At 64.9% G+C, this 23,177-nt stretch carries 18 protein-coding genes; 12 read left to right on the forward strand and 6 right to left on the reverse strand.

The window, feature by feature from the left end; genetic code table 11:
- Nucleotides 1–65 precede the first annotated feature (65 nt).
- Nucleotides 66–1,061, reverse strand: a complete 996-nt coding sequence (locus tag ACQ4W4_RS04510) for an RluA family pseudouridine synthase (protein ID WP_436540932.1) — start codon at nt 1,059–1,061, stop codon at nt 66–68.
- 678 nt (nt 1,062–1,739) lie between these two features.
- Here ACQ4W4_RS04510 and ACQ4W4_RS04515 point away from each other — a divergent pair.
- The 6 genes from ACQ4W4_RS04515 to ACQ4W4_RS04540 all read left to right on the forward strand — a co-directional run bounded on the left by ACQ4W4_RS04515 (nt 1,740) and on the right by ACQ4W4_RS04540 (nt 11,407).
- Complete coding sequence (locus tag ACQ4W4_RS04515) at nt 1,740–4,895, forward strand: Rne/Rng family ribonuclease (protein ID WP_436540933.1); 3,156 nt, start codon at nt 1,740–1,742, stop codon at nt 4,893–4,895.
- Between the two features lie 89 nt (nt 4,896–4,984).
- On the forward strand, nt 4,985–6,325 hold the full coding sequence (gene chrA / locus ACQ4W4_RS04520; RefSeq protein ID WP_436540934.1) for a chromate efflux transporter: 1,341 nt from the start codon (nt 4,985–4,987) through the stop codon (nt 6,323–6,325).
- A gap of 29 nt (nt 6,326–6,354) precedes the next feature.
- Nucleotides 6,355–7,476 (forward strand): GTP 3',8-cyclase MoaA, encoded by a 1,122-nt coding sequence (gene moaA, locus ACQ4W4_RS04525; RefSeq protein WP_436540935.1) that lies wholly within the window; start codon nt 6,355–6,357, stop codon nt 7,474–7,476.
- 62 nt (nt 7,477–7,538) lie between these two features.
- Entirely contained in the window at nt 7,539–9,386 is a 1,848-nt protein-coding gene (gene moeA, locus ACQ4W4_RS04530) for a molybdopterin molybdotransferase MoeA (protein WP_436540936.1), read from the forward strand.
- 320 nt (nt 9,387–9,706) lie between these two features.
- A complete protein-coding gene (locus tag ACQ4W4_RS04535; protein WP_436540937.1) occupies nt 9,707–10,564 on the forward strand; it encodes an MHFG family PEP-CTERM protein in 858 nt (285 codons plus the stop codon).
- Nucleotides 10,565–10,621: 57 nt separating this feature from the next.
- Nucleotides 10,622–11,407, forward strand: coding sequence for a hypothetical protein (locus ACQ4W4_RS04540; RefSeq protein WP_436540938.1), 786 nt, complete (start codon nt 10,622–10,624; stop codon nt 11,405–11,407).
- Nucleotides 11,408–11,434: 27 nt separating this feature from the next.
- On the opposite strand, the gene ACQ4W4_RS04545 is transcribed toward ACQ4W4_RS04540, so the two are convergent.
- Complete coding sequence (locus tag ACQ4W4_RS04545; RefSeq protein ID WP_436540939.1) at nt 11,435–12,820, reverse strand: DNA recombination protein RmuC; 1,386 nt, start codon at nt 12,818–12,820, stop codon at nt 11,435–11,437.
- A 4-nt stretch (nt 12,821–12,824) separates the two neighbouring features.
- Nucleotides 12,825–13,220, reverse strand: a complete 396-nt coding sequence (locus tag ACQ4W4_RS04550; protein ID WP_436540940.1) for a group II truncated hemoglobin — start codon at nt 13,218–13,220, stop codon at nt 12,825–12,827.
- A 132-nt stretch (nt 13,221–13,352) separates the two neighbouring features.
- Between ACQ4W4_RS04550 and ACQ4W4_RS04555 the strand changes: the two genes are divergently transcribed.
- The 3 genes from ACQ4W4_RS04555 to ACQ4W4_RS04565 are packed head-to-tail and all read left to right on the forward strand — an operon-like array spanning nt 13,353 to nt 15,503.
- Complete coding sequence (locus ACQ4W4_RS04555) at nt 13,353–14,618, forward strand: MFS transporter (protein WP_436540941.1); 1,266 nt, start codon at nt 13,353–13,355, stop codon at nt 14,616–14,618.
- 12 nt (nt 14,619–14,630) lie between these two features.
- Entirely contained in the window at nt 14,631–14,978 is a 348-nt protein-coding gene (locus ACQ4W4_RS04560) for a GIY-YIG nuclease family protein (RefSeq protein ID WP_436540942.1), read from the forward strand.
- 57 nt (nt 14,979–15,035) lie between these two features.
- Complete coding sequence (locus ACQ4W4_RS04565) at nt 15,036–15,503, forward strand: MarR family winged helix-turn-helix transcriptional regulator (protein WP_436540943.1); 468 nt, start codon at nt 15,036–15,038, stop codon at nt 15,501–15,503.
- A 6-nt stretch (nt 15,504–15,509) separates the two neighbouring features.
- On the opposite strand, the gene cqsA is transcribed toward ACQ4W4_RS04565, so the two are convergent.
- Complete coding sequence (cqsA, locus tag ACQ4W4_RS04570; RefSeq protein ID WP_436540944.1) at nt 15,510–16,754, reverse strand: alpha-hydroxyketone-type quorum-sensing autoinducer synthase; 1,245 nt, start codon at nt 16,752–16,754, stop codon at nt 15,510–15,512.
- A gap of 132 nt (nt 16,755–16,886) precedes the next feature.
- On the opposite strand from cqsA, the gene ACQ4W4_RS04575 reads away from it, so the two are divergent.
- Together ACQ4W4_RS04575 and ACQ4W4_RS04580 are read left to right on the forward strand one after the other, a co-directional pair.
- Complete coding sequence (locus tag ACQ4W4_RS04575) at nt 16,887–18,239, forward strand: sensor histidine kinase (protein WP_436540945.1); 1,353 nt, start codon at nt 16,887–16,889, stop codon at nt 18,237–18,239.
- A gap of 3 nt (nt 18,240–18,242) precedes the next feature.
- Nucleotides 18,243–19,250, forward strand: a complete 1,008-nt coding sequence (locus tag ACQ4W4_RS04580; RefSeq protein ID WP_436540946.1) for a response regulator — start codon at nt 18,243–18,245, stop codon at nt 19,248–19,250.
- On the opposite strand, the gene ACQ4W4_RS04585 is transcribed toward ACQ4W4_RS04580, so the two are convergent.
- On the reverse strand, nt 19,247–21,778 hold the full coding sequence (locus ACQ4W4_RS04585; RefSeq protein ID WP_436540947.1) for an ABC transporter permease: 2,532 nt from the start codon (nt 21,776–21,778) through the stop codon (nt 19,247–19,249). The two genes, ACQ4W4_RS04580 and ACQ4W4_RS04585, sit on opposite strands and share 4 nt — an antisense overlap.
- A 21-nt stretch (nt 21,779–21,799) precedes the next feature.
- On the reverse strand, nt 21,800–22,831 hold the full coding sequence (locus ACQ4W4_RS04590; RefSeq protein ID WP_436540948.1) for an adenosine deaminase: 1,032 nt from the start codon (nt 22,829–22,831) through the stop codon (nt 21,800–21,802).
- On the opposite strand from ACQ4W4_RS04590, the gene ACQ4W4_RS04595 reads away from it, so the two are divergent.
- Entirely contained in the window at nt 22,830–23,075 is a 246-nt protein-coding gene (locus ACQ4W4_RS04595; RefSeq protein ID WP_436540949.1) for a hypothetical protein, read from the forward strand. The two genes, ACQ4W4_RS04590 and ACQ4W4_RS04595, sit on opposite strands and share 2 nt — an antisense overlap.
- Nucleotides 23,076–23,177: the final 102 nt, after the last annotated feature.

The raw sequence follows: 23,177 nt of genomic DNA on the forward strand, positions 1-23,177 counted from the left end.
GATGGCGACTGACTACCTTGTGAGTAGTGTCGCGCGCACGCGGTGGATCGTTAAGTAACTCCCAATTATCGTGCGGCAACGGCCAATGGTTTGCCCAAGCTTACCAAGAAACGCTCGCATTCGGCAGCCAGCGGCGCGTTCAGGGTCATCGTCTTGCCCGTTTCCGGATGCGTAAACGTGATCTGGTGCGCGTGCAGGAACATGCGCTTGAGGGCGCCGCGCGTGCTGTCGGCTTTCAACAAGGCACGGTTGAGGGCAAAGTCGCCATATTTATCGTCGCCTGCGATGGGAAAACCGGACGACGACAGGTGCACGCGGATCTGGTGCGTGCGTCCCGTCTTCAATTCCGCTTCCAGCAAGGCGAAGTTGTGATATTTATGCAACAGTGAAAACACCGTGTGCGACGCCAGGCCATCGGCCTGCACGGCCACCCGGCGCTCGCCTTCGGCCGTCGTATATTTATGCAACGGCAACTTGATATGCTGGCGCGCATTCTTCCAGTCGCCGGCCACCAGCACCAGGTAGCGCTTGTCGGTAAGGCCGTCGCGCATCTGCTCGTGCAGGTTGGTCAGCGCCGTGCGTTTCTTTGCCAGCAACAGCAAGCCGGACGTGTCGCGGTCCAGGCGGTGCACCAGTTCCAGGAACTTGGCGTCGGGGCGCGAGGCGCGCAATTGTTCGATCACGCCGAACGACACGCCCGAGCCGCCATGCACGGCCACGCCGGCCGGCTTGTCGATGACGAGCAGCTGCGCATCTTCGAAGATGATCGAAAATTCGGCGGCCGGCGCGCCCGTGGGCGCCTTTTCGGCCACGCGCACGGGCGGAATGCGCACCACGTCGCCGGCGGCGAGGCGGTACAGCTGATCGATACGGCCTTTATTCACCCGCACCTCTCCCGATCGCAAGATCCGGTAGATGTGGCTTTTAGGCACTCCCTTGCACACTCTTAATAAGTAGTTGTCGATGCGCTGGCCTGCTTCTTCCTCGGCGATCGTTACGAATTGGGCTTGCGGCTGAACCGGGGGTGTTGAAGGGGGAACAACATCATTTTGACTCTTCATTTACTATGTCTTCCCAGAAATCTCTCTAAGTCCTTCATTTTGAATATATAATTGTTTTTGCTGCGGCCCTGGCTGCTGCGAGTGTAAGAATAAAAGCACATTTTACACAGGGGCGTCTCCACCGGCCTCGCCAAATTGCAAATTCGGTGGAAAAAAATGTATATGCACCATCGCTGCGCGAATCAAGGTTGCACCGTAGTTGTAATCGGATAACGCGTGGAGATGCTGAAGTGAGTGTGGGATTATAAGGATAAGTACCCGTTAGCGCGACTTATCGAGTCGGGCTCGCGGGTTGATGAAGTTGATAACGCTTGCCGTTTTCGCCAAACCCGTATGCGGCCACCTGAGGTTGTCGATGAATAGGCTGAGGCCAAGCCTCGCCATCGCGATCCCTGTAATGAGCCGGCTTACGATTTGGCTCTGAATTTGCTGACCACTTGCATTCTCTGCCCCCGGCATCCGGGCTGTTACAGATGAGTTGCAAGTGTCCCGTGCACTCGGCATGACGATTGACCTCACCGCGCCTGTTGCGGCCGTAACGTATACCTCGTACGCGTTGTTGCTCCGCACGCCTGGGCATTTCCCCCGCCAGCACTCCCGTTCTCGCATATATCCCTGTACTTCGCCGCTTCCCCGGAAGCGGCTTTGAGATGGCCTACGGGTCGCGGAGTTATAAAAATGAAACGCATGTTGTTTAATGCCACGCAGCAAGAAGAACTGCGCGTAGCGATTGTCGACGGACAAAAACTGATCGACATCGATATCGAGACAGCCGGGCGCGAACAGCGCAAATCCAACATCTACAAGGGCGTGATCACGCGCATCGAGCCATCGCTCGAAGCGTGCTTCGTCAGCTATGGCGAAGACCGCCACGGCTTCCTGCCTTTCAAGGAAGTTGCCCGCACGTATTTCCGCGAAGGCGTCGACGTCCGTAACGCCTCCGTCAAGGAAGCGCTGCGCGAAGGCCAGGAAATCATGGTCCAGGTGGAAAAGGAAGAGCGCGGCAACAAGGGCGCCGCCCTGACCTCGTTCGTCTCGCTGGCCGGCCGTTACCTGGTCCTGATGCCGAACAACCCGCGTGGCGGTGGCGTATCGCGCCGCGTGGAAGGGGAAGAGCGCCAGGAATTGCGCGAAACCATGGATAAACTGGACTTGCCTGCTGGCATGTCCGTCATTGCCCGCACCGCCGGCATCGGCCGCAACGTCGATGAACTGCAGTGGGACTTGAATTACCTGATGCAACTGTGGCGCGCCATCGAAGGCGCCGGCAAGTCGGCCAACGGCGCATTCCTGATCTACCAGGAATCGTCGCTCGTCATCCGCGCCATCCGCGACTACTTCCAGCCCGACATCGGCGAGATCCTGATCGACACCGACGATATCTACGACCAGGCGCACCAGTTCATGAGCCACGTGATGCCCGACATGGTGCACCGCGTAAAACGCTACAGCGACGACGTGCCGCTGTTCTCGCGCTTCCAGATCGAACACCAGATCGAAACGGCCTACAGCCGCACCGTGCCGCTGCCATCGGGCGGCGCCATCGTGATCGACCACACCGAAGCGCTGGTCTCCGTCGACGTCAACTCGGCCCGCGCCACGCGCGGTTCGGACATCGAGACAACCGCCTTCAACACCAACTGCGAAGCGGCCGAAGAAGTGGCCCGCCAGCTGCGTTTGCGCGACCTGGGCGGCCTGATCGTCATCGACTTCATCGACATGGAAGTGGCGAAAAACCAGCGCGAAGTGGAACAGCGCCTGAAAGACGCGCTGCACCATGACCGTGCCCGTGTACAAATGGGCAAGATTTCCCGCTTCGGCCTGATGGAACTGTCGCGCCAGCGCCTGCGTCCTTCGCTGTCCGAAGGCTCGCACGTGACGTGCCCGCGCTGCTCCGGCACCGGCCACATCCGCGATACGGAATCGTCCGCCCTGCAGGTGCTGCGCATCATCCAGGAAGAGGCGATGAAGGAAAACTCGGCCACCATCCACGTGCAGGTGCCCGTGGACGTGGGCGCCTTCCTGCTCAACGAAAAGCGCGGCGAAGTGCTGAAAATCGAGAACCGCCACCGCATCGCCGTGATCCTGATCCCGAACAAGCATCTGGAAACGCCGCACTACAAGCTGGAACGCATCAAGCACGACGATCCGCGTCTGGAAGACAGCCAGGCCAGCTACAATCTGGCCGAAAGCGCTGAAACCGACATGGCGTACAGCAAGCGCCAGAAGGAAGAAGCCAAGCCGCGCCAGGAAGCCGTCGTCAAGACGATCACCCCTGACCAGCCGGCACCGCTGGTCGAGCGCAAGCCCGTCGAAGCGAAACCGGCTCCGGTGGCCGCGCCTGCCGCACCGCAAGGTCTGATCGCCAAGATCATCAGCTTCTTCACCGGCGCCCCGGCACCGGTGGCGCCAGCGCCCGCCCCGGTCGCACCGGCCAAGCCGGCCGGCGCCGACCGCGGCGACCGCAACAGCCGTGGCCCCCGTGGCCGTGGCCGCAACGGCAAGCCTGGCCGCGAAGAGCGCGAACCAGGCCAGGGCCGCCCAGCCCAGGATGACGCAGCGAAAGAAGCGGAAGCACTGGAAAAGGCGGCCCGTCCGCCACGTCCGCCGCGTCCGCCACGCGAACCGCGTGAAGCGCGCGAGAACGGCGATACGGCAGCGGCGCCACGCGAACGCGGTGAACGTCCGGAACGCGCCGAGCGTCCGGAACGCGCGGAACGCCCGGAACGTGCCGAGCGTCCGCCACGCCAGCCACGCGAAGGCCGCGAACCACGCGCCGACAAGGCTGTTGTTGCTGAAGTGAAAGCTGAAGAGCTGGCCCTGGTTGGCGCCACCGCCAGCGCCGTGCATGTCGTCGTGCCATCCAACGGCCCTGAATCGGACGCCGCACCGGCGAACCTGCTGAAAGCGCCGGCCAATGCCGGCCCGGAAGGCGAAGAGACGGAAAGCGACGTGGAAGGCGAAGAACCGCGCCGTCGTCGTCGTCGTGGCGGCCGCAACCGCAACCGCCGCGACCGCGAAACGGGCGAGCTGATCGAATCGGCAAACGGCGAGAACGAAGGCCAGGACGCGCCAGTGATCAGCTTTACGGTCGCTCCGGCGCCGGAAGCCGTAACTGATGCTGCACCGGTCGCCGTCGTGGCTGCCGCCGCAGTCGTCGCTGTCGCAGCGCCAGTGGAAGCCGCAGCCGACACCGCGCCAGCCGTCGTGGCTGAAGTCGTGGAAGTGGTCGAAGTGGTGGAAGTGGCCAAGGTGGTGGACATCGCCAAGGCCGAAGCAGCCGCTCCTGCCGCAGAAGCCGCGCCAGCTGCTGCACCGGTCGTAGCGCCAGCCCCTGTCGAAGTGGCTGCGGCGCAAGTTGAACCAGCCGCTGCCGAACCGGCGCCGGTTGCCGAGTACAGCTTTGCCGAGAAAGCGGAAGCTGCCCCGGCGCCTGCGCCAGCGGAAGTCATCGTCGAAGCGGCGCCAGTCGTGGAAACGGTTGCTGTCGTGGACACCGTCGCCGTGGCCGAAGAAGCGCCAGCACCAGCTCCAGCGCCGGTAGCGGAAGCGGCGCCGGTGCCTGCCGAAGCTGCTCCTGCTCCTGCTCCGACGCCAGCGCCTGTGGTTGCTCCTGCCCCGGCACCCGCCGCGCCAGTGGCCGCGCCGCTGGACTTGAACGCGGTGCTCGGTTCGGCCGGTCTGACCCTGGCCGCCACCGATCCGGAAAAACTGCGCCTGGCGCAGGAGGCGGCCGCCAAGGCGGTCGCTCCCGTGCGCAAGCCGCGCGAACGCAAGCCTTTGCCGCCGCAATCGGATGAGCCGTTGATCCAGGTCAACACGCAACGTCCATAAGCGTGCCGGGTTCGCCCCACCGCCCATGATGAAAGGGGGAGCTCAGGCTTCCCCTTTTTTACGTCCCCACCTTTTGCCAGCCAGCCGCCATGCACGAGAACGCCAACCTTCCCCGCCCCGCCCCCGTCAGCCTGCGCAGCGCCTTCTGGTACTGGCTCAAGCTCGGCTGCGTCAGCTTTGGCGGCCCGGCCGGGCAGATCGCCATGATGCATGCGGAACTGGTGGAAAAGCGGCGCTGGATTTCCGAGCAGCGTTTCCTGCACGCCCTCAATTACTGCATGCTGCTGCCGGGGCCGGAAGCGACCCAGCTGGCCATCTACATCGGCTGGCTGATGCACCGCACGCGCGGCGCCCTGGTGGCGGGCCTGCTGTTCCTGCTGCCCTCGCTGCTGGTGCTGATCGCCCTGTCATGGCTCTACATGGCGTATGGCAACGTGGGCGCCATCGCCGGCATCCTGTACGGCATCAAGCCGGCCGTCGTCGCCATCGTGCTGGCGGCCGCCTGGCGCCTGGGCCGACGCACCTTGCGCAGCCCCAGCCTGATCGCCATCGCGGCGGCCGCATTTGTCGCCATCGCCGCGCTACGGCTGCCATTTCCGCTGATCGTGCTCGCCGCCGCCCTGCTGGGCATGGCGGGCGGGCGCTGGCTGCCGGCCCACTTTCATGCCAACGGCGCGCACCATGGCGGCGCGGCCCGCTACGGCGCCGCCCTGATCGATGACGACACGCCCACGCCGGACTATGCGCGCTTCCGCTGGCCGCGCCTGCTTGGCACGGCCGCCGTGGGCCTGGCGCTGGCCTTCTTCGCCTGGCTGGGCCTGGCGCTGGCGGGCGGGGCGGACCAGCCGCTGGCGCAGATGGGCGTGTTTTTCAGCAAGGCCGCCCTGCTTACGTTCGGCGGCGCGTATGCCGTGCTGCCCTACCTGGTGCAGGGCGCCGCAGACCATTACCACTGGATCACGAGCGCGCAGATGATGGATGGCCTGGCGCTGGGCGAAACGACGCCCGGCCCCCTGATCATGATCGTCGCCTTCATCGGCTTTGTCGGCGGCTGGAGCCATGCCGTGACAGGGGAACACCTGTGGCTGGCGGGCGTGTGCGGCGCGCTCGTCGCCAGCTGGTTTACTTTCTTGCCCTCGTTCATCTTCATCCTGGCCGGTGCGCCGCTGGTGGAAGCGTCGCGCGGCAATTTGCGCCTGAGCGCGCCGCTGACGGCCATCTCGGCGGCCGTGGTGGGCGTCATCGCCAGCCTGGCCCTGTTCTTTGGCCGCCATGTCTTCTGGCAAGAAAACCCGCTGCCGCACTGGGACTGGCTGGCGATGATCATCGCGCTGGCGGCCGGCGTGGCGCTGATCAGGTTTCAAGTGGGCACCATCAAATTGCTGCTCGCCTGTGCCATCTTCGGCCTCGTGCTATCGTATCTGCCTTGACCGATTTAACGTAAGTGGTATCACCTTTCATGGCTGACAAGATTATCTACCTCGCCGAAGCCCGCAATGGGGCACCGGCGATCCCCGCGCAGCTGGAAAGCCCCAGCGGCAACGTGGCCGACAGCCTGGGCCGGCCCCTGCACGACCTGCGCATCTCGATTACCGACCGCTGCAATTTCCGTTGCGTGTATTGCATGCCGAAGGACGTGTTCGACAAGAACCACGTGTATCTGCCGCACACGGATTTGCTGTCGTTCGAGGAAATCACGCGCATCGCCCGCCTGTTCGTCGAGCACGGCGTGGAAAAGATCCGCCTGACGGGGGGCGAGCCGCTGCTGCGCAAGAATATCGAAAAACTCATCGCCATGCTGGCCGAGCTGCGCACGCCGTCGGGCCAGCCGCTGGACCTGACTCTGACGACCAATGGCTCCCTGCTGGCCAGAAAGGCGCAAGCCCTGAAGGATGCGGGCCTGAACCGCGTTACCGTGTCGCTCGATTCGCTCGACGACGCCACCTTCAAGCGCATGAACGATGTCGACTTCGCCGTGGCCGACGTGCTGCACGGCATCGACGCGGCGCATGCGGCGGGCCTGGGCCCCATCAAGATCAACATGGTCGTCAAGGCCGGCATGAACGAGCAGGAAATCGTGCCCATGGCGCGCCACTTCAAGGGCACGCCCTACATCCTGCGCTTCATCGAATACATGGACGTGGGCGCCTCGAACGGCTGGAACTTGCAGGAAGTCATCCCATCGTCCGAGGTCGTGCGGCGCATCGCCTTACACATGCCCTTGCTGCCCGTCGACCCGAACTATCCGGGCGAGACGGCGGCGCGCTGGCGCTATGCGGATGGCGGCGGCGAAATCGGCCTCATTTCCAGCGTCACGCAGGCGTTCTGCGGCGACTGCAGCCGCGCCCGCCTCTCGACCGAAGGCAAGCTGTACACGTGTCTGTTCGCCAGCAGCGGCCACGACTTGCGCAGCCTGCTGCGCGGCGGCCGCAGCGACGCGGAAATCTCTTCGGCCGTGGCGCAGCTGTGGCGCGGCCGCGGCGACCGCTATTCGCAATTGCGCACCAGCCAGACGGATTTGACGGGCAGCGCGCTTGAGCACGGTAAAAAGAAAGTGGAAATGTCGTACATCGGCGGCTGAATCGGGCGCGGCGCACGCCCGCCGCTGCTACCATGGCGCATGCGCCAATTTTCTTACCTGACATGATCAACAAACACGACATTACCGGCCTGATCCTGGCCGGCGGCCTCGGCACGCGCATGGGCCAGCGCGACAAGGGCATGCTGCCCCTGCATGGCCAGCCCCTGGCCCGCCACGTGCTGCAGCGCCTGGCGCCGCAAGTGGGGCCGCTGGCCATCAGCGTCCACGCCGATGCCGGAGAGTACGCGCGCTTCGGCGTCCCCGTATGGCCGGATGCGCTGCCGGGCCAGCTGGGTCCGCTGGCCGGCTTGCACAGCGGCATGCAGCACGCCGGCACGCCCTATCTGCTCACCGTGCCGTGCGATTCGCCCCAGCTGCCGCCCGACCTGGCGGCGCGCCTGGCCGCCGGCCTGGTCGAGAACGACGCCGACCTGGCCATCGCCGTCACCGAGGAAACCGATGCGGCGACGGGAACGGCCGTGCGCCGCCCCCACCCCGTCTTTTGCCTCGTCAAGACCGCCGCCCTGCCCCAGCTCGATGCCTACCTGCGCAATGGGGAGCGCCGCATGCGCACCTGGCACGGCCCCTTGAAGCTGGCCGAAGTGCTGTTCGAAAACAATAGCGCGTTCGGCAACATCAATACCCCGGACGAGCTGGCCGCCCTGCAAGCGCAGGGCCTGTCCGTGCCGATGGCGCAAGCCATCCTGGCCGATACCGTCGCGCCCGTGGCCGACATCGAGGCACTGCCGCTGCCGCAGGCGTTCGAGCGCATCCTGGCGGCCGACATCGTCTCGCCCATCAGCGTGCCCGCGCACGACAATTCCGCCATGGATGGCTATGCGCTGCATGGCGCCGACCTGGGCGGCGACGCGCCCGTGACCCTGGCCGTGGTCGACACCATCCTGGCCGGGCGTCCCGGCACCGTCAAAATTGGACGCGGCCAATGCGCGCGCATCATGACGGGCGCCGTCATGCCCGATGGCTGCGACAGCGTGGTGCCGCAGGAACTGGTGCTGCAAGCCAATGAAACCAGCATCACGCTGGCGCCGGACTGCATCCGCCCCGGCGACAACCGCCGTTTCAAGGGCGAAGACTTGATGCAGGGCCAGCCGGCCTTGCTGCAAGGCAAGCGACTCGGACCGGCCGAACTGGGCTTACTCGCCTCGCTGGGCATCGCCACGGTGCCCGTGCGCCGCCGCCTGCGCGTGGCCTTCTTTTCCACGGGCGACGAATTGCGCTCGATCGGCGAGCCGCTCGATGCGGGCTGCATCTACGACAGCAACCGCTACACCCTGCTGGGCATGCTGACGCGCCTCGGCTGCGACGTGCTGGACATGGGCATCGTCAAGGACAATCCGCAGGCGCTGGAAGCGGCCCTGCGCGGCGCCTGCGCCAAGGCCGACGTCATCGTCACCTCGGGTGGCGTGTCCAGCGGCGCGGCCGATTTTACGCGCGAGATCCTGGCGCGCCTCGGTGAAGTGGCCTTCTGGCAGATCAACATGCGTCCGGGCCGCCCCATGGCCTTCGGCCGGATTGCCAGCGAGGGCGACACGGCCTTGCTGCTGGGCCTGCCCGGCAACCCCGTGGCCGTGATGGCCGCGTTTTATTTCCTCGCCCGCCCCACCCTGCTGCGCCTGATGGGCGCCGATGCGGACACGTCCGCCCTGCCGCTGCTGCAGGTGGCGGCGCAAGCGCCGATGCGCAAGAAACGGGGCCGCACGGAATACCAGCGCGGCATCGTCGAGCGCGGCGCGGACGGACGCCAGCACGTGCGCGTGACGGGCGCGCAAGGCTCGGGCATCCTGCGCTCGATGACGCAAGCCAATTGCATGATCGTGCTGCATGAAGCGCAAGGCCACGTGGCGGCCGGCGACCTCGTCGATGTCGTGCTGTTCCATGGCCTGATGTAAGCAACTCCCCTCCCCCCTTTCTTTGACGGCCCGCCTTGTGCGGGCCGTTTGCATTGCCCCTTCGCAATCTATTTCCCGGCGTGGCGGCTATTCCGCTAGCGAGATAATAATGTTAATTATTTCTCAATGAAAAATATCAAAAAACACAACACAAATTGTAATAATTTTATTTATTAGTTGATATTGAAGTTTCTTCGGTGATAACATCCGAACTCATATAAAAATTCAATTTTGATATTGTTTTCATGAGGAAACTACCAATGAAACACGGTCCATGGTTGGCGAGCACTTGCATGCTGGGTGCGGCAGTCATATTCGGCATGTTGTCTCTGGCCCCCCTGCCCGCGTATGCGAAAGGCGGGGCCCGCGCCGACGTGCTGGACAACTGCAACTGGAATCGTCCCGGCGTCGACCCGTTCATGGGTGACGTGGTGGCGGCCGTGGACCGCTATACGGATATCGCGCCGCCGGTGCGCGAACAATTGAAGGAGCGCATGCGCGCGCGCCAGTACGATGAGATCGTGGTGATCAGCCGCGACGCCATCCGCAGCAAGGGCAATTACAATGCGCGCATCAGCGACATGCATTTCGGCCCGGGCCGCGTCTGCCGCAACGTCACGCGCTCGGGTTGGAGCGAGCAGATGCAGGAACGGGGACTCGTGTATTGCGTGCAGGGCCAGTGCATCCTGGTGCCGACGATTTGCCGCAACGTCAGCCGTATCACGCAGGCGCCCGCGTCGGCGCCGCCAGCGGCCGGTGGTGCCGCTCCCGGCGGTACGGCACCCGTTGCCGCCGCCCCCGCCGCCCCGGAAACGGCAGGCGTGCCCCTGATCGACAATCCCGACGCCTTGCGCGGCGGTTCTTTCACGGGCGGCGCCATGCCGCCCGAGGTGGCCAGCATTCCTTTCCTGCCCTTCGATTATGTGCGCACCGTCGGCGGCATCGCGGCGCCGGCCGGCATGGGCGGCGGCGGCGGAGGTGGTGGCGGAAGCGTGCCGCCGGACCAGGGCAGCAGCATCATCGTGCCGCCTACCACGATCCTGCCGACGCTGCCGCCCACCGACCCGACAGTCCTGCCGGCCGTGCCAGAACCGCAAACCTGGGCCATGCTGCTGGCGGGACTGGCGTTGACGGCATTCTGCGCCAGAAAACGCCGTACCGGCAAGCATGCCGCGTGAGGCGTAGCCAGCCAGGTGCGAACTTGTTACTATGGTGCATTCCAGACAAGGATCGCCATGCCCGACATCGATAGCCGTTTGACACACGTCACTGCGCTGCGCCGGGAAGGCAGGCATGCGGAAGCGCTGCCGCTGCTGCAACAGGTGTTCGCCGCCGCCGGACAGGCATTGAATCCGGCAAGATCGAACCATTTCATTCCCATGCTGGAGTGGAAATTTTTGGCCGATGCCTACGCGCCGGCATACGCCGCCCTGCAGGTGGAGCGTGACGCGCAAATACGGCTGCTACTGTCAGGCGAACATGATTTCGGCCGCCACGACAGCAGCGTAACGCAGGCAAGCGACGCGTTCGGGCGCACGTCGCGCTTCTCGATCATCGCTGCAATGAACGACACGCTGGGCGATGCCCATTCCACCGCAGACCTGTTCGCCCGGCTGGACGCCAGCACCCCCGAACTGGCGCTCCAGTATGCCTGGCAAGCCCTGCCAGCCGTCGTCGCGGCGGGCAATTTCGCGCTGGCGGACCGCTATCGCTGCCCCGCCCCGCTGGGCCATCTCGATACTGTCAATGCCCTGGCCGCCAGCCAGCCCCTGTTTCCCGCGCCGGGCACGGCGCCGCGCCTGGCGGCGGAGTTGATGAATCTGGTGAAAGACGTGCGGATCGCCGCTGCCGTGCTGCACGGGCAAGGGCAGGCGATCGAGGCCGAGGCCTTGTGCGCCGCCCTGCTGGCCGGCCTGGCGAATGAGGCCATGCGTGCACTGGCGCAGCGCGAACTCGATGCGCCAGGCAGCATCACCGCTGAAATCGTCAAGCGCCAGATGGACGAGGAAACACAGGCCTAGCCAGCCGCTACGGCGAACAAGACGTGCCTATTCGCCGTCCGCCTCGGCGGACAGCCCCGCGTCCGCCTTACCCAGCAGCAAGGCGGCCGCTTCGCCCGGCAAGGCTTCCACGGATTTCAATTTGCGCGCCATCTGCCGGCTGCGCACTTCCGCGCTTTCGATATTCTTCGCCGCCTTTTCCAGGGTCAGCCGGGTTTGCGACAGCACGTCGCCAAACTTGCCGAATTCCGTCTTGACGGCGCCCAGCACCTGCCATACTTCAGACGAGCGCTTTTCCAACGCCAGGGTGCGGAAACCCATCTGCAGACTGTTGAGCAGGGCCGTCAGGGTCGAGGGCCCCGCGATGCTGACGCGGTGCACGCGCTGCAATTCGTCGGCCAGACCCGGGCGGCGCAGCACTTCCGCATACAGGCCTTCCGTGGGCAGGAAAAGGATGGCGAAATCCGTCGTCTGCGGCGGCGCCAGGTATTTCTCGGCGATGGTTTTCGCCTCGCCGCGCACGGCCCGCTCCAGCTCCCGGCCGGCCAGGGCCACGCCGTCCGCATCGGCCCGCTCGGCCGCCTCCACCAGGCGCTCATACTGTTCCTTGGGAAACTTCGCATCGATGGGCATCCACACGGGCGGTCCACCGTCGGCAAGGCCCGGCAGCTTCAAGGCGAATTCCACGCGCGCGCCGCTGCCCGGCACGGTTTCCACGTTCTTCGCATACTGGTCGACAGTGAGTACCTGCTCCAGCAGCATTTCCAGCTGCACTTCGCCCCACGTGCCCCGCGTCTTGACGTTGGTAAGCACCCGCTTCAGATCGCCCACGCCCAGCGCCAGCTGCTGCATTTCACCGAGCCCCTGGTGGACTTTTTCCAGCCGCTCCGACACTTGCTGGAACGAGGCGGACAGGCGCGTCTCCAGGGTCGCGTGCAGTTTCTCGTCGACCGTCTTGCGCATCTCTTCCAGGCGCGCGCCGTTATCGGCCTGCAAGTCGCGGATCTTGTTTTCCAAGGTGGCGCGCACTTCCAGCATGCGCTGCGCATTCGATTCCGTCAGCTGGGCCAGGGTCTGGTTGGTGCTGTCGGCAAAGCGCGCCAGGCTTTGTGCCTGTTCCTCGCGTCCGACTTTCCCCTGCGCCTGCATCTGCGTGCGCAGGCTGTCGAGCTGTTGCAGAGTCGCCGCCTGGAATTGCGCCAGGCCGGCCGCCAGGTCTTGCCGCGTCGCTTGCGCCGACGCCTGCAGCTGCATGCGCACTTCGCGCTCGACCCGGTCGATGCGTTCCAGGCTTTGCTGCTGGTGCTGCTGCACCAGGGCCAGGGTGGTGGCGCCATCGCCGGCCGCGCCGCGCGGGCGCAGCAAAATCAATAGCAACAGGACGATGGCGACGGCGGCGGCGCCCAGCAGGCTGTAGAACTCGATTGGGCTCATGGGATCAGTCAGGTTTGTTGCGCATCCAGTCGGCCGTCTGATAGAACGACTCCATCAGGCGCACGCGCAAGGATTCTTCGATGCCCGTGTCTTCCATGGCCCAGGCCATGGCGCGCAGCCACTGGTCGCGCTCGCTGGTGCCGATGGCATAGGGCAAGTGGCGGGCGCGCAGGCGTGGGTGGCCGAATTTCTCGATATACAAATCCTGTCCGCCCATCCAGCCCGTGAGGAAAAAATACAGCTTGTCGCGCGAGCCGTCCGTCGATGGCGGATGCATGACGCGGATGCCGGCGAACTCGGGCTCCAGTTCCATCAAGTCATAGAAACGGTCGACCATTTCGCGCAGCACGGGGGCGCCGCCGATGGTCTCGTACAGGGTGGGGGCAGTGGTATCAGTCATGGCCGCCATGATAGCGCAAGCATCGGCGCTCCATGCACCACTGGCTCTCTCTGCCACAATTAATGGCAATATACTTGACTAATCAAGTTTTCATCAACTACCATGCAATTTTAAAACATGGATAAGACGAACATGCCAACCGCCACAGACACTGATTTGCTGCGCAATATTAACTTCCGCTGGCTGCTGGGCGGCGGACTCGTCTCCATGCTGGGCGACCAGTTCAGCATGCTGGCGCTGCCGTGGCTCGTGCTGAGCCTGACGGGCGATAGCCTCAGCCTGGGTATCGCCGTGGCCCTGATGGGCACGCCGCGCGCCGTGCTGATCTTGCTGGGCGGCACCATCGCCGACCGTTATTCGCCCCGGCGCGTGCTGCTACTGAGCAAATATGCGAACGCTGCCATCCTGCTGGCACTGGCGGCGCTGCTGGTGCTGGACCGGGCCAGCCTGGCGCTCGCGTATGCGGCCGCGCTGGCGCTCGGCGTCGCGTCCGCCTTTGGCATACCGGCCGGCACGGCCATCCTGCCGCAAGCCGTGCCTGCACCAACGTTGCAGAAAGCCAATGGCTTGCAGATGGGTGTGCGCCAGCTGTCCTTGCTGGCCGGTCCCCTGCTGGCGGCGCTCGTGCTGGGCAGCCGCGATGGCGGGCAGCAAACCAGCATGACGGCGCTGGCCGCCGCCTTTGCCATCGATGCGCTGACGTTTGTGTTTTCCGCCTGGACCTTGCGGCAAGTCAAGCTGCGGCCGCTGGCCGTGGCGGCCGCGCAGGGCATGTGGCGCGACATGGCGGCGGGCCTGGCCATGGTGTGGCGCGACCTTCCCTTGCGCAGCTGCTATGCCTACTGGGCGGTGGTGGCGTTCTTCGTCATGGGTCCGCTGCAAGTGGCCTTGCCCGTGCTGGCCAGTGAGCGCCTGCACGGCGCCGCGGCGCTGGGCGTGCTGATGGGCGCGCACGGCGCCGGCACCCTGGCCGGGATGCTGGCGTCCGGCCTGGGCGGCGCCTGGCTGCGCCGCCGCTTCGGCGCCACCCTGCTGCTCGTCGATGCGGTCGTCGGCCTGCTGCTGATGGCGCTGGGACAAATCAGCTCGGCCTGGCACGGCGCGGCCTTGCTGGCTGTCACAGGCGTGCTGGGCGGCTATGTGCAGGTGGCTATCTTTACGTGGATACAGCGGCGCGTGGCGCCCGCCATGCTGGGCCGGGCGATGGCTGTGTTCATGGGCATCTTCCTGGGACTGGCCCCGCTGTCGGCGGCGGCCACGGGCGCACTGCTGCGCCACCTGACGGTGGGCGAACTGTTTTGCGCCGGCGGCGCCCTGCTGCTGGCCGCCGCCATCGCCGCCGCCCTGTTCACGAATATTGCCCACATCGCCACCACCGATTACATCACCCAACCTTGAGGAAACCGCAACATGGATAAAATACAGCAAGCTGCCTTGAAAGCAGCTTACCGGCAACAAGCGCCCGCGCTGGGCATCATCGCGCTGCGCCACCTGCCCAGCGGCTGCACCCTGCTCGACCGCAGCCGCAACGCGCCCGGCGCGCTGAACCGCCACCGCTTCGAACTCACGCTGGGCACGCACCGCAATGCGCGCCTGCAGGCGGACTGGCGGCGCGACGGCGCGGCGGCCTTCCGCTTCGACATCATCGACACCGTCGATCAATCCGCCGACCCGGCCTTCGATGCGGACGCCGAACTGGACGCCCTGCTGGCGCTGCATCAGGCGCAGCTGCTGGAACAGGGACAGGCACGCTATTGAGCGGCCATGCTTTACACTTGCGCACTCACGCACTGCGCAGCAAATGAAAAGGATGTCATGACCGATCACACTCTCCCGACGCCGGACGGCGGCAGCGCGCTGGACTTTTGCCTGCGCCTGGCGCGTGCCCAGGCGCTCATCGTGCGCCGCTTCGACAGCATTCTGGGCAATCTGCACGGCCTGAGTTTCAGCGATTACCAATTGCTGTACCACTTGCAGCGGGCGCCCGGCGGGCGCCTGCGCCGCATCGACCTGGCCGAGCGCTTGGCGCTGACGGCATCCGGCATCACGCGCTCGCTGATGCCGCTGGAAAAAATCGGCCTGGTGGCACGCCAGGCTGATGCACGCGATGCGCGCGTCGGCTACGCCGCCATCACCGAGGCGGGACTGGCATTGCTGGCGCACGCGACTACGACGGCGCAGGCGCTGGGCCAGGAATTGCTGGGCAATGCCAGCGTGGACCAGCTGGCGCCCCTGTCCATGCTGCTGGGCACGATCGCCGGCAATCAGCCCACGAACGGCTGACGCGCGCTACACCAGCGCCAGCTTGCGCAGGCGCCGCGTCGATGGCCAGCGCGCCATGCCCGTCTCGTCACGGATGGCGGCGCAGGCGGCCAGCACTCTGGCGCACTCGTCCTCGCGCAAGCCCGCATTCAGGGTCAGGCGCACCAGCGAACGGTTCTTCGGCGTAGCCGGCGCGCAAAAGACGGCGCCGTAGATGCCGTGCCGTTCCAGCGCCTTGCGCAGGATCAGGGTATCGGGTTCGCTGCCCGCTTCCAGCGCGATGATCTGCTCGGTGCCGTCGCTGACGTTGTAGCCGAGATCCGTCAATCCCTGGCGCAGCCGCACGCTGTGGCGGTGCAGCGCGGCGCGGCGGCCATCGGCGGCGCGGATGAAGTCGAGCGCCGCATCGAACCACGCCAGTTCGTGTTCGAGCAGGCAGGAACTGAAGATGGCGGGCCGCGAGGCGGACAAAAAATATCCCTTGAAACGGGCCGAACAGGTAATCAGCCCCGCCCGGCCCGCGAACGCCTTGGCCAATGACGCCGTGCGGAAATGCACGCGCTCGGCCAGGCCCAGCTCCACCACCAGCCCTGCGCCCTGCGGGCCGTGCGTGCCCAGCGAGTGCGACTCGTCGACGATCAGCATGCTGCCGCTGCGTTCGGCGATTTCCACCATGTCCAGCAGCGGCGCCACGCTGCCGTTGGTGCTGTACAGCGCATCGACGATGATGATGCCGGGGCCATGCTTGTCGAGCTGGCGCTGCAGGTGGGCGCCATCGTTGTGCAGGAAGGCGACGGGCACGGCTTGCGCCGATTGCACGCCTTCCCACAGCGAAGCGTGCGCCTGCATGTCGAGGTATACGGGAATGCCCGGCCCGGCCAGGCTTTGCAGCAAGCCCACATTGGCGGCCCAGCCCGACTGCGCCAGCACGCACGCTTCGCTGCCGAGAAAATCCGCCAGCTTGTGTTCCAGCCGGTGCTGGCGGCTGCCTTCCTGCAGGAACACGGACGACATCAGCATGGCGCCGCCGTCCTGCAAGACGCGCGCCTGGGCCGCCAGCAGCGCGGCCTCGCCGGCGATGTTCAGGTAATCATTGCCTGCCAGCATGACCGCACTGGCCGGCACGGCTTGCCATTCGTGCAAGTGCTCGCCGCCGAGCAGCTTCTCGATGCGCTCGACGTAATGTTCATCCATGCGCGCGCGCACGAAGGCGGGCATCAGTTGCTCGGCATGGATGGCGCGGGACGACAGAGGGGAAATAGCGTTTATCATAGGAACTCCGGATTGGTTGCGGTGGGAACTACCGCGTCCAACATGCGCGAGTCATCCGGCAAGAGTTTGATACAGCTCAACAGTTGTGCCGATATTGTGCTGATACAGAGGGAACCCGCCGATCATGTTGCATTGATACGCCTCAACGAACACGCCCCCCTGATCATGATGCATGCGCGGTCCCCTTCCGGAAAACGGTGGCAAGGCAAGCTGCTCCAGCCTTTCCTGCATTTCCACGACGCCATCGAACACACGCCCGTGCGGCGTGCGCAGGTGCGCACCCTGGCGCTCATCGGTGCGCTGGGCATGCCCATGTACTACGCGCTGTGGCATTACTTCTTTCCGCAAGAATACGAATCGCTGCTGCTGCGCACCATCTCCGCCCTGCTGTTCCTGCCCGCGCTATGGCCTGACCGCTTCAGCAATACCTGGTTCAGCGTCTACCTGTTCCTGGGGCTGACCTTCGAACTGCCGTTTTTCTTTACGTATATGTTCCTGATGAACCACGCCTCGACGCTGTGGATGCATTCACTGCTGGTGGCGCTGGTCGTGCTGTTTCACTTCGATACGCGCATCGCCGTGCTGACCTACCTGAGCGGCACCCTGCTGGCGTGCCTGGCGTTTGCCGTGGCCGGCGATCCCGCCTTCCTGCTCAGCCGTGACGTCTTGCAGCAATTGCCCGTGCACTGGTTCACGATTGCCGTGTTGTCCGTCATCAAGGTGGGCCGCAACGTGGGTGCGCAGGAGAAACTGGCCGGGCTGGCGGCCGGCCTGGGCAGCGTGGCGCACGAATTGCGCACGCCTCTCGTCAGCGTCGAGGCAAACGTGCGCGGGCTGCAGCGCGGGCTGCGGCAAAACCTGCAAGGGCAGCCGCCGGACGAGGCCAGCCGGGAAGCGCTGGCGCGCATCCAGTTCGAAGTGCGCCATATGCACCACATGATCGATCTGTTCCTGCTCAGCGCCAGCGCCGTCAACCGCAAGCTCGAAGCCAACGAGGCGGTGGCCATGCACGACAGCGTGACGGCCGTGCTGCGCCGCTACCCGTTTACCAGCACGGCCCAGCGCGACATCGTCAAGGTCGACGTGCGCGCCGATTTCACGTTTCCCGGCCAGTCCGAGCTGTGCGTGGTCATCCTGCTGAACCTGCTGCGCAATGCCTTGAAAAGCATCCACCGCGCCGGCAAGGGAAGAGTGCGCATCATCATCGATGGCGCCCATCCCGTGCCGCGCCTGCTGTTCATCGACACGGGCTGCGGCATCGCCGCGAGCCGATTGCCGCTGATCTTCGACCGTTTCTATTCGTATCCCTCGCATAACGGCAGCGGCATCGGCCTGGCCCTGTGCCGGCAAATCATGCAAGCCTGGCAGGCGCGCATCCGCTGCGTCGCGCGCGAAGGCGCCTACGCCATCTTCGTGCTGGAATTCCCCCAGCCCCTGCCCGTGCCTACGCACAACCGTTTTCCATCCATCCACCGCGCGAGGTGACGCATGCAACTGCCCGTCTACACCCATCCGACCCTGACCGTATTGATCGACGACAGCGATTCTTTCCTGAAAAGCCTGGCGTTCCAGCTCGATCCCGGCCTGGCGCGCAAGACTTTCCACGACACGAGCAGCGCGCTGCACTGGCTGCGCCAAAGTACGCAGCCGGGCGAGACGCCGCTGCACGTCAATTTCGACACGCAAAACCTGCCGCCCGACCAGTGCAACGTGGCGCTCGACATCGAACGCATCTGGCGCATCAGCGGCCAGGCGCAGCGCTTTGCCGTGCCTTCCGTGCTGGTGGTCGATTATTCGATGCCGCAGATGAATGGCCTGGAATTCTGCCAGGCCGTGCGCGACTTGCCGTGCAAGAAGATTTTATTTACGGGCGCGGCCGATGAAAAGGTGGCCGTGACGGCCTTCAACCGGGGCTTGATCGACCGCTACATCAAGAAGAGCGACGACGATGCGCTCGACATCCTGGAACAGGAAATCGTTGCCCTGCAGCGCGAATTCTTCCTGCAACAATCGGAAACCGTGCGCGATCTGCTGATGCTGCACGACTACAGTTTCCTGCAAGACGAGGCGCTGGCCGCCGTCGTGCACGAGCTGTGCCAGCGCCACGGCTTCGTCGAGTTTTATATCTTTCCCAATCCCAGCGGCATCCTGTTCTTCACGCGCGACGGCCACGCCAAGCTGATGATCATCGAGACGGAGCGCAGCCTGCACACGCAATATGAAATGGCGCGCGACAGCGACGCACCGGAATCCCTGCTGCTGGCCCTGCTGGAAATGCGCGTGATCCCGTACTTTTCCGACGCCGACAGCGATGGCATGTATTCCAGCCAGATCGGCGAAAACTGGTTCCGCTATTGCGCCGCGCCCACCATCTGCCTGGGCGGCGTGACCTATTTCTGGGCCCTGTTCGACGTGCCGGCGCACCAGCTGGAACAACCGGTGATGTCCTACGCGCAATTTCTACGCGCGGGCGCGGGCGACGGCGTCAGTGTTTAGCCTTCCCTTAAGGTCTGTAGCGGCGGATGTTTCAGCACGTTGCGCAAACCCAGCCAGCCGCCGGCGATCGCGCACAGGGCGCCGGCCAGCAAGCCAAAGGCCCACACGCCCGGCGCGAAGCTCCAGGCGAACTTGAACTGGTACGTCGCCAGGGCCCAGCCCATGGCCGCCGCACCCGATGCCGCCAGCAAGCCGGCCAGCGCGCCGACGAGGGAAAACTCGATCAGCTGCGCCTGCGCCAGCTGGCGCCGCGTGGCACCCAGGGCGCGCAGCAGTCCCGCTTCGCGCGTGCGCTCGTCCTGCGAGCCCATCAAGGCCGCATACAGCACCAGCAAGCCCGAGGCCAGTGTAAACGCAAAGAGGAATTCGACGGCCGTCACCACCTGGTCCAGCACGCCCTGAATTTGCTTGAGCACGCCGCCCACGTCGACCACCGTCAGGTTCGGATAGTCGCGCAGCAAGGCATTGCCCAGGTCCGCCTGCGCGGGCGGCAGGTGGAAGGCCGTGATCCACGTCTGCGGCGTGTCCGCCATGGCGGCCGGGTTGATGATGACAAAGAAATTGACGCGCATCGAACCCCATTCCAGCTTGCGCAGACTCGTGATTGCCGCTTCGACGGGCTGGCCGGCGATGTCGAAGCGCAGCTTGTCGCCCAGCTTCAGCTTCAAGGTCTTGGCGATGCCCTCTTCCACCGATGCTTCGGCAGGTGCGCCCGGCGCATTGCTGAACCACTTGCCGGCGACGAGCTTGTTTTCTTCCTGCATCGTGGCCATGGTCGACAGATTGAATTCGCGGTCGGCCAGGCCCTTGGCGCGGTCATCCTCGTACGTGCTTTCCGTGATCGCGTTGCCGTTCACGGCCACCAGGCGCCCCCGTATCATCGGATACAAAGGCGCATTGGCCACGCCGGCCTGGGCCAGGCGCGCGGCGATCGGGTCTTTCTGTTCCGGCAGGATATTGATCATGAAGCGGTTCGGCGCGTCGGGCGGCGTGGCGTTGCGCCAAGCCACCATCAGGTCGCCGCGCACCACCGTCAGCAGCAGCAAGGCCATCAGGCCCAGGGCCAGCGACACCACCTGGATGACGGTAGCGCCCGGGCGGCGCTGCAATGACGTGACGGCAAAGCGCCAGCCCTGGTGGTTGAAGGCGCCGCGCAGCGATTTCAGCGAGCGGATGCCCAGCCATCCGGCCAGGCCGAACAGGGCGAAACCGCCGAGGAAGCCGGCCGCCGTCAGCAAGGCCAGTTTCACGTCGCCCGCCTGCCACAACAGCAGCACGACGAAGGCGGCGATGCCCAGGCCGTAGGTCGCCAGGGCCAGCGCCTGCGGCGGCTCCTGCTCGCGGCGGATCACACGGTTGTGCGGAACATTGCGCAACTGCAAAATCGGCGGCAGGGCAAAGCCCAGCAACAGCAGCATGCCGGTGGCCACGCCCTGCAGCGCGGGCAGCATGGAGACGGGCGGCAAGTCGCTCTGCACGAGTTTGCCCAGCAACTCCAACAGCACCAGGTGGCCGCCGAAGCCCACCATCACGCCGATCAGGCTGCCCACCAGGCCCACCAATAAAAATTCGATCACGTACATGGCCGTCACCTGGTTTTGCGTCAGGCCCAGGCAGCGCAGCATGGCGCAGGCATCGAGGTGCCGCAGCATGAAGCGGCGCGCCGCCATGGCCACGGCGACGGCCGCCAGCATGGCCGACAGCAAGCCGACGAGCGACAGAAAACGGTCGGCGCGGTCCAGGGTCGATTGCATCTGCGGGCTGCCCGATTCCAGCGACTCGATGCGCACGCCCTTGATGGCCTGCGCCTTGATCTGGCTTTCCAGCCAGGCTTGATATTGCGCAAGCTCGGCCGCCTTGGCGGGCGGCGCCGACAGCAGCAAGCGATACGATACGCGCGAGCCGTTCTGCACCAGCGCCGTGGCGGCCAGGTCGCCCAAGGGCAGCATCACGCGCGGCGCGAAATTGAGGAAGGAGGCGCCGCGATCCGGCTCGCTGGCGATCAGTTGCGTGACGGTAAATGCCTTGTCGCCCAGGGTCAGGGTGTCGCCCAGCTTCGCGTTCAGGCTGGACAGGATCGCCGCATCGACCCACACGGTGCCGGGCGCCGGCACCTGGTCCGTGGGCCGCCCCACGGCATCCTGCGCTTCGCTCAGTTTGGTCGTGATTTTCAGCTTGCCCCGCTGCGGGTAGCCGGGCGAGACGGCCTTGATGGACGCCAGTTGCGACAGCGATCGCTCGCCTTCGCCCGCCTGCGCCATGCTGGGAAACGTCACCGTGTCGGCCAGGATAAAACCGCGCTTCTGCGCTTCGGCGCGCCAGGCCGCAGTGACGGGCTGGTCGGCGCTGATGACGAGGTCGGCCCCCAGCAGCTGGTGCGCATCGCGGTTCAGGCCCGCGCGCAGGCGGTCAACGAAGAAGCCGACGGCCGACAGGGCCGCCACGGCGACGATCAGCGCGACGAGCAGGAAACGCAGTTGCCCGGCGCGCCAGTCGCGGCCGGTCATTTTCAAGGAGAGGCGGAGCATGGGCGGCGGGTCTTTATAGAGTTACTGCGCGCTGCCGTGGGCGGCCGCGTGCTGCGCGAAATACGCGTCGACGGTAGCGAGGAAAACGTCTTTCTGCGCCTGCGGCAGGAAGGCGGCGATGAAACCGTTGCGCGCCAGGCGTTGCGCGTGGGACAGGCCCAGTGGCAGCGCGTCGAAGATGGCGTCGAAATTGTCGTTCATGTAGCCGCCGAAATAGGCGGGATCGTCCGAGTTCACCGTCACCAGCAGGCCCGCGTCGAGCAGTTGCACCAGGTTATGGTCATGCATCTGGTCGAACACGCGCAGCTTGGTGTTCGACAGCGGGCAGACGGTGAGCGCGATCTGTTCGCGCGCCAGGCGGGCCGTCAGTTCCGCGTCTTCCAGGCAGCGCACGCCATGGTCGATGCGTTCGACTTGCAAGTCGTCGAGCGCCGTGCGGATGTAGGCTGGCGGACCTTCCTCGCCCGCGTGGGCCACCAGGTGCAGGCCCAGTTCGCGGCAACGGGCAAACACGCGCGAGAATTTTTCGGGCGGGTTGCCCACTTCCGAGGAATCGAGGCCGATGCCGATGAATTTGTCGCGGTGCGGCAAGGCGTCTTCCAGGGTCTCGAACGCCTCTTTCTCGCTCAGGTGGCGCAGGAAGCACAGGATCAGGGCCGCGCTGACGGGGCTGTCCTGGCAGGCGCGGTGGATGCCGTTGATCACGTCGGCGATGGGCACGCCGCGCGCCGTGTGCGTTTGCGGATCGAAGAAGATTTCCGTGTGCAAGACGTGATCGGCTTCGGCGCGGCGCAGGTAGGCTTGCGTCATGTCATAGAAATCCTGCTCTTTCAAGAGCACGCTTGCGCCGGCGTAATAAATGTCGAGAAAAGACTGTAAATCCGTAAAAGCATAGGCGCTGCGCAAGTGTTCCACCGATTCATAGCCCAGCGGCACGCCATTGCGCTCGGCCAGTGCGAAAATCAGTTCTGGTTCCAGCGAGCCTTCGATGTGGATATGCAGCTCGGCCTTCGGCATGCCGCGGACGATCGCGCGCAATTGGGAGTTCATCATGGGTGTTCCTTATAGGGTGACGATAAAAATGCTGGCCCGCGTGCACGCGGCGCGCAGGGCCATCAGACATGCAGGCATCTTAGCGCAAGATGGCCCGCCTCACCGGCGCCCGGCCGCCGTGGCGCCGCTTGCGGCAGCGCCATGGCCGGCACCGGCACGCTGTGGCGAATTGTCGTATGATGATTTAAAAGGTATACAGAAGTTCATTGGAATCGATGAAGAATTTGATGATTTATCCAATTAAATCAACAATTTACAAACAAGTATTAAGGATATGCTGACATATCTTTTGACTTCCTGATCCTTTAGAGCAATAATTAATTTCATGGGGTAAAGGTAGGTGCAA

Source organism: Janthinobacterium glycogeni (genome assembly GCF_051380725.1).
Lineage (GTDB): Bacteria > Pseudomonadota > Gammaproteobacteria > Burkholderiales > Burkholderiaceae_D > Janthinobacterium.